Annotated in this window: 14 protein-coding genes and 1 riboswitch; of the genes, 3 read left to right on the top strand and 11 right to left on the bottom strand. The window is 66.4% G+C overall.

The genetic code is table 11. The annotated features are described in order from the left end of the window. Positions 1-76: 76 nt before the first annotated feature. The 5 genes from NP3_RS18085 to NP3_RS18065 form a co-directional block, all read right to left on the bottom strand. Entirely contained in the window at positions 77-883 is an 807-nt protein-coding gene (locus NP3_RS18085; RefSeq protein ID WP_063824806.1) for an LLM class flavin-dependent oxidoreductase, read from the bottom strand. Positions 884-939: 56 nt separating this feature from the next. Beyond that, complete coding sequence (locus NP3_RS18080; protein ID WP_063042773.1) at positions 940-1230, bottom strand: SHOCT domain-containing protein; 291 nt, start codon at positions 1228-1230, stop codon at positions 940-942. Between the two features lie 132 nt (positions 1231-1362). Continuing rightward, on the bottom strand, positions 1363-1803 hold the full coding sequence (locus NP3_RS18075) for an OsmC family peroxiredoxin (RefSeq protein ID WP_040686169.1): 441 nt from the start codon (positions 1801-1803) through the stop codon (positions 1363-1365). Between the two features lie 291 nt (positions 1804-2094). Next, complete coding sequence (locus tag NP3_RS18070; protein WP_063042772.1) at positions 2095-2415, bottom strand: DMT family transporter; 321 nt, start codon at positions 2413-2415, stop codon at positions 2095-2097. Positions 2416-2453: 38 nt separating this feature from the next. After that, positions 2454-3098, bottom strand: coding sequence for an FMN-dependent NADH-azoreductase (locus NP3_RS18065; RefSeq protein WP_063042771.1), 645 nt, complete (start codon positions 3096-3098; stop codon positions 2454-2456). Positions 3099-3199: 101 nt separating this feature from the next. Between NP3_RS18065 and NP3_RS18060 the strand changes: the two genes are divergently transcribed. Next, complete coding sequence (locus NP3_RS18060; RefSeq protein ID WP_245720994.1) at positions 3200-3805, top strand: TetR/AcrR family transcriptional regulator; 606 nt, start codon at positions 3200-3202, stop codon at positions 3803-3805. Between the two features lie 56 nt (positions 3806-3861). On the opposite strand, the gene NP3_RS18055 is transcribed toward NP3_RS18060, so the two are convergent. Together NP3_RS18055 and NP3_RS18050 are read right to left on the bottom strand one after the other, a co-directional pair. Further along, positions 3862-4722 (bottom strand): ABC transporter permease subunit, encoded by an 861-nt coding sequence (locus NP3_RS18055; protein ID WP_063042770.1) that lies wholly within the window; start codon positions 4720-4722, stop codon positions 3862-3864. Continuing rightward, positions 4719-5621, bottom strand: coding sequence for an ABC transporter ATP-binding protein (locus NP3_RS18050; RefSeq protein ID WP_063042769.1), 903 nt, complete (start codon positions 5619-5621; stop codon positions 4719-4721). The genes NP3_RS18055 and NP3_RS18050 overlap by 4 nt, the downstream gene beginning before the upstream one ends. Before the next feature lie 268 nt (positions 5622-5889). On the opposite strand from NP3_RS18050, the gene NP3_RS18045 reads away from it, so the two are divergent. Together NP3_RS18045 and NP3_RS18040 are read left to right on the top strand one after the other, a co-directional pair. Beyond that, positions 5890-7182: a sensor histidine kinase gene (locus NP3_RS18045; RefSeq protein ID WP_063042768.1), complete on the top strand. Its 1293-nt coding sequence runs from the start codon at positions 5890-5892 to the stop codon at positions 7180-7182. Beyond that, positions 7179-7871, top strand: coding sequence for a response regulator transcription factor (locus NP3_RS18040; RefSeq protein ID WP_063042767.1), 693 nt, complete (start codon positions 7179-7181; stop codon positions 7869-7871). Before NP3_RS18045 ends, NP3_RS18040 begins: the two co-directional genes overlap by 4 nt. 68 nt (positions 7872-7939) lie before the next feature. Here NP3_RS18040 and NP3_RS18035 read toward each other — a convergent pair whose 3' ends face one another. The 4 genes from NP3_RS18035 to mhuD form a co-directional block, all read right to left on the bottom strand. Then, positions 7940-8410, bottom strand: coding sequence for a hypothetical protein (locus NP3_RS18035; RefSeq protein WP_063042766.1), 471 nt, complete (start codon positions 8408-8410; stop codon positions 7940-7942). A 36-nt stretch (positions 8411-8446) separates the two neighbouring features. After that, positions 8447-9229, bottom strand: coding sequence for a CbtA family protein (locus NP3_RS18030; RefSeq protein ID WP_063042765.1), 783 nt, complete (start codon positions 9227-9229; stop codon positions 8447-8449). Continuing rightward, positions 9220-9414, bottom strand: coding sequence for a CbtB domain-containing protein (locus tag NP3_RS18025; protein WP_040686176.1), 195 nt, complete (start codon positions 9412-9414; stop codon positions 9220-9222). The genes NP3_RS18030 and NP3_RS18025 overlap by 10 nt, the downstream gene beginning before the upstream one ends. Positions 9415-9445: 31 nt before the next feature. Beyond that, positions 9446-9598: riboswitch (cobalamin riboswitch) on the bottom strand. Positions 9599-9663: 65 nt separating this feature from the next. Continuing rightward, complete coding sequence (gene mhuD / locus NP3_RS18020) at positions 9664-9978, bottom strand: mycobilin-forming heme oxygenase MhuD (protein WP_040686177.1); 315 nt, start codon at positions 9976-9978, stop codon at positions 9664-9666. Positions 9979-10137: the final 159 nt, after the last annotated feature.

The raw sequence follows: 10137 nt of genomic DNA, 5'->3' as shown, positions 1-10137 counted from the left end.
GCCCCGCGCATATCAGCACAGCGCCGCAGTCGCGAGAATTGCGACCGCGGCGCTGTGGTGGGTTAAGGGCTTCCGGTTAGTCGGACGAGTTCGTGCACAGGGCCAGCGCCGGGGCGAAGGCTTGGGCCAGTTCGCCGGGGACGATCAGTTCATCGATGCCGTACTTCTCCCTACGGTATTCGAGCACCTCGGCGAGCGTGGCCGGATCGCCGTCGAGCACACCCGCCGATCCGGCCGCGCGCAGTCCGTCCGCGGTGAGTCCGAGCCGCTTGCTCAACCAGAACGGCAGCTCGTCACCGATACCGACCAGTTGATGGGTGAAGCGCACATCGCGATCGGTATTGTCGCGCACGATCCGGACCATCTCGGCGAGATCGGCCTCGGTCGCATCCGGCCCTGCGGCAAGTAGCACTCGATCGGCGAAACCTGCTGCGACAGTGAGCATTCGAGGTCCATTCGCGGCGACGACGATCGGCGGCGCCGGATCGAGGTGTTCGCGAACGGCAGCCACGGTGGCGATGAGTTGCTCGCGGCGCTGTGCAGGCGAACCCCAAGGCATGCCGAGTCGTTCGGCCTCGGCGTTCGCATCGGGACGCCCCGACCCGATGCCGAGTTCGAATCGTCCGTCCGAAAGCAGTTGCAGTGCGGCGGTTTCGCGCACGGTGGCGGCCGGATTGCGCAGCGGAGCGGCCAGGACATTCGGGCGGAGCCGGATGGTGGTGGTCACCGCGGCGGCGGCCGCGAGTGTGGGGAAGGGGGACGGGGTATTGAGCGTGTCCGGCAGCAGGATCGTTCGGTAGCCCTGCTGTTCGGCGCTCTGTACCGCGCGAACCCATTCGGTTCCCGATCGCGGTGTGATGACGGTTCCGAAGGTCATGCTCATGGTGTGGGTCTCCCGTGATTCGGGTCGAATAGTCATTGGGTCGGAATGAGGCCGTGTCAAGTAGAGGGAGTCTCGCCACCGCGCGGCTTACCACCGCGTTCGCGCAGCACCGCCAGTCGACTCCGATATTGATCCTCGGTGATCTCGCCGCGCGCGAATGCGATACGCAGCGCACCGATTCCACTCTGGTGACCCCGGAACCGCCGCCGCCGCGCGAATACGAAGAAGACGATGACGGTGGCCCAGAACAGCAATGGGAAGATCCAGAAGAACGGCCAGGGATGCCATCCGCCGTCATAGTGATCGGCCAAGAAGGTCATGGCCTCGGGGTGCGCGAAAATGTTCATGACCCAACCCTGCTCCCGATACCCCTATCCGGACATCGGCCTGCCGACGACATTCGCCATACGCCTGCGCGCGTACGCGGCGCTCGCATAACCACTGGGCTCCTCGCACAGCCTGTGCGAGGAGCCGGGAAGTCAGGCGAGGGCGGCGTCGAGGGTGATGTTGTCCACCCCGGCGAGGGCCTTGCTGACCGGGCAGCCCGCCTTGGCGGCGGCCGCCGCGGCGGCGAAGCCGTCGGCGTCCAGGCCGGATACCCGGCCGCGGACGGTGAGTTTGATGGCGCTGATGCGGAATCCACCGTCCGGATCCGGGCCGAGGGTCACATCGGCGGTGACGTCCAGGCTCTCGGGCGTGCCACCGGCATTGCCGATCTGGGCCGAGAGGGCCATGGCGAAGCAGGAGGAGTGTGCCGCCGCGATCAGTTCCTCGGGGCTGGTGGTGCCGTCGGCGTCGTCGGCGGCGCGCTTGGGGAAGGAGACGTCGTACTTGCCGACACCGGAACTGGCCAGCTCGACCTGGCCGGAGCCGTCCTGGAGGCCACCGGTCCAAGCGGTGCGCGCGGTACGTGTGGGCATCACGGTCCTTTCGAAGATGTGTGAATCACAATTCGCAGTCGAACCTACCCCCGCCGCCCCGGCGACGCGTGCGGAGGCAGCAGTCCGAATCGAGTGCACCAGCAGGTGATGGTCAGGCGGGCCCGGCCGTGCGCTGATCGAGTTGTTCGAGTACCAGCGGCCAGGCCTCGGAATGCCGGTCGCGGGCGCCTTATCGGCAAATCCCGCGTGCGCCAAGCGAAGTCGAGTACCGAAGTAGATCTGGCCCCTACACTGGTTCGATCATGGTTCGGACTGGAACGCCGGACCTGCTCACTCCGGATTGGTGACGCGCGCCAGCACGATGCCGCCGAGAATCAGCGACAGCGCCAGCAGCCGTCCCGCGCTCATCGGGTCCTTGTTGATCACGACGCCGAGGCTGATCGCGCCCACCGCGCCGATTCCGGTGAAGACCGCATAGGCTGTGCCGACGGGCAGGGTCTGCATGGCCCGCGACAGCAGATACACCGCGACCGCGCCGAGTACGAAGCAGATGACGGTCGGGACGAGGCGCGTGAAGTTCTCGGTCGGCTTGATGCTCTGCGACCAGATGATCTCCACCAGTCCGGCGATGCCGAGAATGATCCAATTCATCAGTACTCCGATCGTTTCGAGCGACCTGTGCGCAGTCGCTAGCGGCTGGCCAGGTAGCGCGCGGATTCCATTGCGGCCGAATAGGACTCGTCATGCTTACCGCGCAGATGCGCGAGTGCCGGGTCCTGCCTCGAATTGGCGAGTTCCGCATTGACGAAGACGGTGTCGGTGACGGCGAAATGGCCCGCGAAGAAATCGCGCAGATAGCGCTCTTGATAGTCGAAGGCGGCCTTGGGGGCGCCGGGTGCATAGGACCCGCCGCGTGCGGAGACGACAACGAATCGCCTGTCACCCAAGGACATTCGCGGGAAAGTCACCTGATCGAGCCAGGCCTTGAGCGCTGCCGGGATCGAGTAGTTGTACATCGGGGTGCCGATCAGAATCACATCGGCGGCCAGCATCTCGGTCAGCAGCGGCTCCACTATCGCCCAGGCGGCGGCCTGTTCCGGTGTGCGTACCAGTTCGGCGAGGCGGTTCAGATCAGTGCTGGGTTGGGCGAGGACGGCATCGCATAGTTCGGTCCATGCCTCGCCGATGAAGGGCACCGGCTCGGCCGCCAGGTCGCGATAGATATAGCCGCCCTCCGGATTCTCGGTGCGCCATGCCTCGGCGAATGCCGCGCTCAGTTCCCGGCTGATGGAACGACGCCGTGCGCTGGCATCTAGGTGCAACAACGTGCTCATGATCTCTCCCGTGCATATAACTGGACACTGTGTCCGGTTGAACCGTACCGATAACCGGACGATCTGTCCACTTGCTTGGAAAGTCGAGTACAGTCGGGGCGGTGAACAGCGATATGGACCTGCTCGGCGGGCATTCGGAACCCGCGGTGCCGACCGAGCGCGCGGACGCGGCCCGCAACCGGGCCAAGGTGCTCGCCGCGGCCGCCGAACTGTTCGCAACGCGAGATCCGCGCACTGTCACGATGGACGACATCGCCAAGGCGGCGGGGGTCGGTCGCGGCACGCTGTATCGCCGCTATCCGGATACGAATTCGATCGCCGTCGCACTACTCGACGAACACGAACGCGCACTGCAGGAGCAGTTGTTGCGCGGCGAACCACCGCTCGGTCCCGGCGCGCCACCAGCCGAACGGCTCGCCGCCTTCTATGCCGCCATGGTCGAATTATTGGACGGGCACGCGGATCTGGTGCTCGGCACGGAGACCGGCGGCGCGCGGTTCGCGACCGGTGCGTACGGCTTCTGGTTCCTGCACGTCCGGTCGCTGTTGGTGGACGCAGGCGTCGGGGAGTCGGACGCCATGGTCGATTCGCTGCTCGCGCCGTTGGCCGCCGAGGTCTACCGGCATCAGCGGGCGCGGGGTCTCACTTCCGCGCAGATCGCGGCGGCGCTGGCCGAACTGGCCCGCTCCGTGCTGTCCGAGCCCTGAATGCGCCGAACCGCTGACGAACTGTTGTCCGCCAGCGGTTTTCGGTGCCTGTGCGATCAGACCATATCGCGCCGCCGCACCAGCCACATCGCGCCCGCCGCGAAGAGCGCCACGTACACCACCAGCGCGATGAGCGACTGAGTCCGCGACAGGATGTCGAGCACCCCCGGCGTCGACGGCCCATCGACGGTCCGCATCGCACCGGCCATCGAACCTGCCGCGGTGCCGGGCAGATGATCGGTGAGCACCTTGATCGGGCTGAAGATCGCCGCGACACCGCGCAGCAGATTCTCCACCACCAGTACCCACACCAGCCCGAGCCCGACGGCCAGTGCTGGACCGCGCGCGATCGCCCCGATCAGTGCGCCGGCCAGCGTCCACATACCGAGAATCGCTGTGCCGGTGATGATTCCGTCCACCGCCTGGCCCAGGGGTGGCAGTGCGAGCGACTGTGATCGGGTTGTCGCGATAATCGAGGCAACCCCGATATCCGCAACGAATGCGACACACACCAACCCGATAACCGTGACCCCCAAGCTGATCAGCGCACCGCCGATGGCATTGGTCCGCGACGGCCCTTGGGTGAGCACGGTTTTCCAAGTGCCCCAGCCATATCCGCTACCGATGGTCAATGCGCCCAGAATGAGCATCAGCGCACCACCGAACATCGCCATGCCCTGGGTGAAGACCTCCGGCACCGCGGCGGGCAACATCTGGTGCAGCAGCACGTCTTTGGGCACGCCGTTCGACATCGTCTTCATATCGCCGGAGGAGTAGGCGAGGTAGTTGAACAGGTAGGAGAAGGTGAGATTCAGCAGAATCCAGGTGCCGAGAATAATCCAGAATGCGGGCCACTTACGCAGTCGCAGCATTTCCGCTCTCGTGCTCGCCATCAGGTCTTTCACGGTCCCGTTCATTTCGCAGGCTCCAATTGGGTCATTTCGAAGAACACTTCTTCCAGGGACTTTTCATCGGTCCGCAGCTCCAGCAGATCCGCGCCGGATTCGACGACCGCTCGCGCGACCACCGGCGCGCTGTCCGGACCGGCCTCGATCCGAATACCGCCCGCGGTCAACATGGCCGAGCGCTCGCCGACCGCTCGGCGGACCGCGGGAAAAGCCACCTCGAGCGGTTCGGCTCGCAGCAAAAGCGAAGAGGCGCCGCGCAATTCGGCGACCGTGGATTCGGTGACCAGGTGCCCGCCGGAGATCACCCCGACGCGATCGCAGATCTCCTGCACCTCGCTGAGCATGTGGCTGGACAGCAGCACAGTATGACCATCACCGGCAAGAGTTGTGATGAGCTCCCGCATTTCGGCCATGCCCTGCGGGTCGAGGCCATTGGTCGGCTCGTCCAGGATCAGCAGATCGGGACGGCCGAGCAGGGCCGCGCCGACGCCGAGGCGCTGCTTCATACCGAGGGAGTAGGTGCGGAATTTGTCGTCGGCGCGCTTGGCGAGGCCGACGCGGTCGAGTGCGTCCTCGACGTCGGCACGCGCCAGGCCGCGGTATTTCGCGAGTACCCGCAGGTTGTCGCGGCCGGTGAGGTAGGGGTAGAAGCCCGGGCCCTCGATGAGGACGCCGATGCGGCGGACCACGGCCGGATCGCCCGGGGTATGGCCGAGCACGGTGGCGGAGCCCTCGGTCGGACGGATCAATCCGACCAGCATTCGCAGTGTGGTCGTCTTGCCCGCGCCGTTCGGACCGAGGAAGCCGTAGATCTCGCCGGGTGCGACATGCATATGCACGCGGTCGACGGCGGCGTGGGTGCCATAGCGTTTGGTCAGCCCTGCGGTGACCACGACGGAATCTGTCATGCACCGAGAATCCGCCCCCGACCAGGGGTGACACATCCGTCGCGCGGCGGTGCCCGGCGTACGTACCGCGGCCTACGAAGCACCGCGACAGTGGCGCGACGACTGATTTCGCAAGCACGTGGGTGAACGCCCCCTCCTGGCTGTCACCTCGACCGACGGCCCGCGACGCGACCGTTGCGGCGCCGATGCCCGGCAAACGTTCGGGGAGGCGGGGAGCATACGTAGCGCGGCGGACGTCGTGGCCCGTCCGGGCTAATAGGCTGCAAGGGTGACAGCGCCAGGGGAATCGAAACGTGGCCCGGTCGTTCAGGACTGGGTGCTCGCGCTCGTCGTCGCGGCGATCCAGGTCGTCGGAGGACGCAATGCCAACCTGCGCCAGACCGGAGTGCACTCGCTCGACGCGTTCGGCTATGCGCTGTTGTTCATCGGACCGGTGGCGTTATTGCTACGCCGTTCCTACCCCCTGCCCGCGCTGCTCGTGACGATCGCGTCCTGCGCGGTGTATCTGCTGCGCGGTTATGGCTACGGCCCGATCTTCGTCTCGCTGGTGATCGCGTTCATCACTGCCGCGATCGTCGGATCGCGCTGGTGGACATATCCGCTCGCGCCGATCGGCTATCTCGCGCTGCTCTGGCCACTGCCCGCGCTGGTCGGGCATCCGGCCGACCCGTGGCTGGCCTTCGGCATGATCGCCTGGCTGGGTGTGCTGGTCGCGATCGCGGAGGGGATCCGCCAGCGGCAAGCGGTCTTGGTGGCACGCAGGCAGCGGGCCGAGGCGGCACGCCGCGATGAGGAGGCGCAGCGCGAACGGCGGGCCAGCGAGGAACGGCTCGCGATCGCGCGCGAACTGCACGATGTACTGGCACATAGCCTTTCGCTGATCAATGTGCAGTCCTCGGTGGCGCTGGAGCTCTTCGACAAGAAACCGGAACAGGCCGAATCGGCGCTCGCGGCGATCAAAGCGGCGAGTAAGGATGCGTTGGCCGAGGTGCATACGCTGTTGCACTCGATCCGCACCGGCAGCGCGGTCGAAGTGCGCGACTCGGAGGTCGAGCCGGAATCGGCGCGTGCACGCCCCGATTCCGAACGGGCCCGAGATAATTCGGATGCCCGCAGCGTCGAAGCCCCGCCGCCCGCCCCGCGAAGCCCGGCTCCGAGCATCGAGGACCTGGACGCACTGCTGCAGCGCACCCGCGCCGCCGGTCTCACGGTCGACACCCGCATTATCGGCACCGCACACAAACTGCCCAGCGTCGTCGATGTGGCGGCGGCCCGCATCATCCAGGAATCGCTGACCAATGTGGTCCGCCACGCGCCTGGCGCACCGGCCGCGGTAACCATCCGCTATGCCGCCGATTCGGTCGAGATCACCATCGACAACGCTCGCGCCACCGGCCCACAATCGAAGTCGGGAGCGAGCGGCGGCAATGGCATTCTCGGCATGCGCGAGCGCGCACACGCCCTCGGCGGCCAGCTCATCGCCGGTCCGCGGCCGAGTGGCGGATTCCGCGTGGTGGCCCGGCTACCGTCCCAGGTGGGGGCTCAGGAGGAGGCGCGATGAACGGCGGCAATTCGAGGGACGCGGGCGGGCCTGTCCGGGTATTGGTTGCCGACGACCAAGCCCTGGTGCGCGGCGGTTTCGTCGCCCTGCTCGACGCGCAGGACGGCATCGAGGTGGTGGGTGAGGCCGACAACGGCGAACAGGCCGTCCGCATGACCCGCAGCCTGACCCCCGACGTGGTCCTGATGGATATCAGAATGCCGGTCCTGGACGGCCTTGCCGCCACCAGGATGATCGCCGAGGATCCGAAACTCGCCGAGGTGAAGGTGGTCGTGCTGACCACCTTCGAACTCGACGAATACGTCTTCGAAGCAATGCGCGCCGGCGCGACGGGGTTCCTGGTCAAACACACCGAACCCGCCGATCTCGTCCGCGCCGTCCGGGTCGTCGCCGCGGGTGACGCCCTGCTCTCGCCCGGCGTCACCCGCCGCCTCATCGCCGAATTCTCCGCCCATGCCAAACAACCCCCACCCGCCGCCTTCACCGAACTCACCGACCGCGAGCGCGAGGTCATGACCCTGGTAGCCGAGGGCCTCACCAATGCCGAAATCGGCGAACGCCTCTTCATGAGCCCCGCCACCGCCCGCACCCACGTCAGCCGCATCCTCATGAAACTGGACGCCCGAGACCGCACCCAACTCGTGGTCATGGCCTACGAATCCGGCCTGGTCCGGCCCCGGTGGCAGTGAGTCTGCGCATGCCTGGTGACTACTTCGCATACCGAAGTGCGAGATGGCCACTGGGTATGCGAGGCCATCTAGGTGCGCCGGAAGTGGGGGCGCGCGGTCGGGTGGTACATGGCGGGGATGGCGACCAGGACTGCCAGGATGTGCCCGGTGCGGAAGGTTCCGGTGATCACCGCGGATGCGGTGAGGTCGGCGAACAGGTCGCCGATTTGCTTGGCGGACAACGTGGCTGCCAGTGGTTCGATGATCAGCGAGGCCAGGCCGATTACGCCGATGCCGAAGGCGAGCACCAGTCTGGCCCAGCGGGCACCGCGCGCCATCTGGACGGCAACGCCGAGAACCACCAGGTAGATGCCGCCGCGAATGGCCAGACCCGTTGCGAGCGAGCCGATATCGGCGTTCGGGCGGTCCAATTGCACGGCGGTGTAGGTGATGGCCTCGCCGACGCCGCAGAGCAGCGCGACGACGAGGCCGGTGAACGCCACGGAAACCGAACGCGGTGGGTCGGTTCGCGGCCGTACGGAAAAGGCAGTGCCGGTCATGCGACCGACACTGCCTTTCGCGGTCCGAACTCCGGATCAGCCCGCGGTAGCGGCTGTTTCTCGTACCGGAGTGCTATCGCGCGTGGCGAATTCGGTGAGCGCCGCGAAACCGAGGCCGAGGCAGACCCACAGGGTGGCCGTCTCGCCGAGCGATGTGGCACGGAACTGCCACAGCAGTACGGCCGGGAAGTCGTCCTTCACCTCGTTCACACCGGGCAACAGGACGTACCCGAGTACGACGACGAGGACGAATGCCGCGACCCCGGCGATCAGCCGGACCGTACCGAGTTGCGCGGCAAGCAGTTTGTAGACGTACAACCCGATACCGACGGCAGCGAGTCCGAGTAGCACCGCCGCCAACCACAGCAGGGTGCGCTGGTTGATGGTGTCCGGTTCACCCACGGCGGGCGGATTGGCCGGGTACTTGAAGAACGGCACCGCCACGATCGCGGTCCAACCGGCCGATGCCAATCCCAGCGCGAGCTTCGGCCCCGACAAGGTGGTGTACCGGCGTGCGAAATGCGCGACCGAAGCGAAGATCGCCCCGAGCGCGAGCCCGGCGAGTCCGAGCGCGAGGAACTGCCCGAACTTCTGTCCGGACCGACTGACCAGCGGCTCTTCCTCGTCACCGTGCGTATGCCCGGCCGGTTCCTGGGCGTGCTCGGCGGCCTTGGCGGTATTGGCCTCTTCGATGGAGATGGCGGCGTCGATCTTGGGTTCGCCGACGAAGTAGCCCACTGTCGCGGCCAGCAGACCGGCGATGAGGCCGGCCAGCAGGCCACGGAGCAGCAGGGTCTTGAGCGATCCGATCAATGGCACGGCACACCGAGCAGGTGACGTCCGTCGTGCATGAGCTCATGCAGGTACATCCCGCTGCGCGAGATGACGCCCTGGTCGAAGCCGACCAGGTACAGCGTGAGCAATGCGAGAAGAACGACGCCCACTGCGATGAGCAGCGTGCCGAGTGAATCAGTTGCCCGACTCGGTGAATGCGCGATAGCCATTCGAGTCCTCCTAGGGATGCGCGTCCCGTGAGTTGTTCGGTGCGAAGGTGCCGGTGTCTGGCTTTCCGGCACCAAGGACTCGGTGCAAGAACACAGTGGCGCGACCGCTCCGGAATTTCACCGAATTACCGCGTCACCCTCGCGTTTGTCATTTCGAACTGTGACATCTGTGCACGCCCGCCGTCAACACGGCGGGTAACTTGCCCAGGCCGGGATGGGCGAGTCGCGCGCCGCGTCTGTCCAGCGGTTTCAGGAAGCGGACTTGGCCGCGACGTCCAGTACGACCTCGAATTCCAGCAGCGAGGCACCCGTGGAAACCGGCTTCTGCCGCTCGCCCGCATGCGCCTCGCGCGCGGGTCCGTCCCGCCACGCCGCGAACGACTCCTCCGAATCCCACTGGGTGACAACGAAATACCGGTTCTCCCCGGCTACCGGCCGCAGCAACTGGAAGCCGAGGAAGCCCGGCGAGCCCTCGACCGCGTGCGCGCGATGGGCGAATCGCTTCTCCAACTCGGGGCCCGCGCCCTCCGGAACCTCGATCGCATTGATCTTCACAACAGCCATGCGCTCGACAATACGTCCGCCGATGAACTCGGCTACCACGGAGCGAGTCTTTCGAGCGACGTTCGCGGCCCGTCTCGCGTCCACGCGAAGGCGCGGTCATCGACACAGCCGAGCGGCCGAAGCGCATGCGAAGTCGCGAGTCTCGGCTGCTCGGATGCG

It is taken from the genome of Nocardia pseudovaccinii NBRC 100343, from assembly GCF_001613225.1.
Lineage (GTDB): Bacteria > Actinomycetota > Actinomycetes > Mycobacteriales > Mycobacteriaceae > Nocardia > Nocardia pseudovaccinii.
The sequence above is the reverse complement of the archived record's forward strand: the minus strand, read 5'-3'. Positions and strand labels throughout refer to the sequence as shown.

Coding starts and splice junctions, on each gene's coding strand:
- NP3_RS18075 (WP_040686169.1), bottom strand. CDS start 1,803: ATGCCCACACGTACCGCGCGCACCGCTTGGACCGGTGGCCTCCAGGAC.
- NP3_RS18085 (WP_063824806.1), bottom strand. CDS start 883: ATGAGCATGACCTTCGGAACCGTCATCACACCGCGATCGGGAACCGAA.
- NP3_RS18055 (WP_063042770.1), bottom strand. CDS start 4,722: ATGAACGGGACCGTGAAAGACCTGATGGCGAGCACGAGAGCGGAAATG.
- NP3_RS18025 (WP_040686176.1), bottom strand. CDS start 9,414: ATGGCTATCGCGCATTCACCGAGTCGGGCAACTGATTCACTCGGCACG.
- NP3_RS18080 (WP_063042773.1), bottom strand. CDS start 1,230: ATGAACATTTTCGCGCACCCCGAGGCCATGACCTTCTTGGCCGATCAC.
- NP3_RS18035 (WP_063042766.1), bottom strand. CDS start 8,410: ATGACCGGCACTGCCTTTTCCGTACGGCCGCGAACCGACCCACCGCGT.
- NP3_RS18065 (WP_063042771.1), bottom strand. CDS start 3,098: ATGAGCACGTTGTTGCACCTAGATGCCAGCGCACGGCGTCGTTCCATC.
- NP3_RS18050 (WP_063042769.1), bottom strand. CDS start 5,621: ATGACAGATTCCGTCGTGGTCACCGCAGGGCTGACCAAACGCTATGGC.
- NP3_RS18040 (WP_063042767.1), top strand. CDS start 7,179: ATGAACGGCGGCAATTCGAGGGACGCGGGCGGGCCTGTCCGGGTATTG.
- mhuD (WP_040686177.1), bottom strand. CDS start 9,978: ATGGCTGTTGTGAAGATCAATGCGATCGAGGTTCCGGAGGGCGCGGGC.
- NP3_RS18070 (WP_063042772.1), bottom strand. CDS start 2,415: ATGAATTGGATCATTCTCGGCATCGCCGGACTGGTGGAGATCATCTGG.